Origin of the sequence: Streptomyces sp. WELS2 (genome assembly GCF_013870595.1) — a bacterium.
In the GTDB taxonomy this organism is placed as follows: Bacteria; Actinomycetota; Actinomycetes; order Streptomycetales; family Streptomycetaceae; genus Streptomyces.
In genome coordinates this window covers 1-1,279 of the sequence record NZ_JACBWZ010001268.1, presented here as the reverse complement: position 1 = coordinate 1,279, position 1,279 = coordinate 1, and the positions used below count along the sequence as shown (strand labels likewise).

Annotated in this window: 2 protein-coding genes; one reads left to right on the top strand and one right to left on the bottom strand. The window is 73.4% G+C overall.

Going from position 1 to position 1,279, the window contains the following annotated elements; genetic code table 11:
* Nucleotides 1-230 (bottom strand): DUF6158 family protein (locus H5J33_RS35600; protein ID WP_181798771.1); only part of this gene is annotated, 230 nt, incomplete at its 3' end.
* Between the two features lie 57 nt (nucleotides 231-287).
* Between H5J33_RS35600 and H5J33_RS35595 the strand changes: the two genes are divergently transcribed.
* A complete protein-coding gene (locus H5J33_RS35595; RefSeq protein ID WP_181798770.1) occupies nucleotides 288-1,268 on the top strand; it encodes a Vms1/Ankzf1 family peptidyl-tRNA hydrolase in 981 nt (326 codons plus the stop codon).
* Nucleotides 1,269-1,279 lie beyond the last annotated feature (11 nt).

Sequence of the window (1,279 nt, the reverse complement as noted above, 5' to 3'; positions counted from 1 at the left end):
TCGCGGGTGCGGCCCGCGCTCACCAGGCGGCGGGGGTTGCGCCGCAGGTACTCGCCCTCCAGCTGCGCCATCCGCTCGTTGTGGGCCCGCAACGCGTCGTTCGAGCCGTACAGCAGGGTGTCGTGGCGCGTGCGGTGGATCGTCTCCAGCTCCTTCATGAGCTGCTGGTCGTCCAGCCGGCTGGGGTCGACTCCGGTCATGGTGGTGCCCCGCTCGTCGTGTTCGTTCATGGGGTACGGGTACCCGCCCGGCATGCACTGCCCCCGAGCGATTTCCGGGAGGAATCCATGGAGCTCGCGTTCCTGAATCCACTGTACGAACATCCGGGGTCGTGGGCCTCCGCGTACGTCGACCTGTCACAGCACGAGGAGGACATGCACACCCGGCGCAGGCTGACGGCCGAGGCGGTGGCCCGGCAGCTGCGGGAGCAGGGCGCCGACGAGGCCACCTGCCGGGCGGTGCGCGACGCGGTGGCCGCCCTGGAACGCAGCACCGAGCCCTACGGGCGGGCCGTCTTCGCCCGGGACGGCGAGGTGGTGCTCCAGGTGCCGCTGACCCAGGCACCGCCGCAGGGGCTGGTGCACTGGGGCACGCTGCCGCACGTCACGCCGCTGCTGGACCTGGCCGGTGAGGACCCGGTGTCGCTGGTGGCGTACATCGACCGTACGGGGGCCGACTTCGAGCTGCGCAGCGCGGTGCTGCGGGAGGAGGCCGGGCATGTGACGGGCAGCCGGCAGTGGCCGATGCACCGGGCGAAGGCGTCCGACTGGTCCGAGCGGCACTTCCAGCTGAAGGTGGAGGACACCTGGGAGCACAACGCGCGGGAGATCGCCGAGGCGCTCGCGGCCGGCCAGGCCGAGACCGGCGCCGATCTGCTGATCCTGTGCGGCGAGCAGCGGGAGTGCCGGTCGGTGCACGAGCAGCTGCCGGCACATCTGCGGGCCCGGGCGGTGGAGACCGAGCACGGCGTGGGCAGCCGGCTGCTGCCGCGTGAGGTGGCGGAGATCCGGGCCCGGCACACGCGGGAGCGGATCATGGCCGAGGTGGACCGGTACCGGTCCGCCCGGACGCCCGACGAGGAGCGGCGGGCGGCGGCCGTCGAGGGGGTGCCGGAGCTGATCGAGGCGGCCCGCGAACACCGGCTGGCCGAGCTGCTGATCCTCCCGGACGGACCGGACACCGGGCGCGAGGTGTGGATCGGCGAGGACCCGGCCCAGCTGGCGGAGCGCCGTACGGAGCTGAGGGACCTCGGCGAACGGACCTCGTAGGCGCGCTGGCG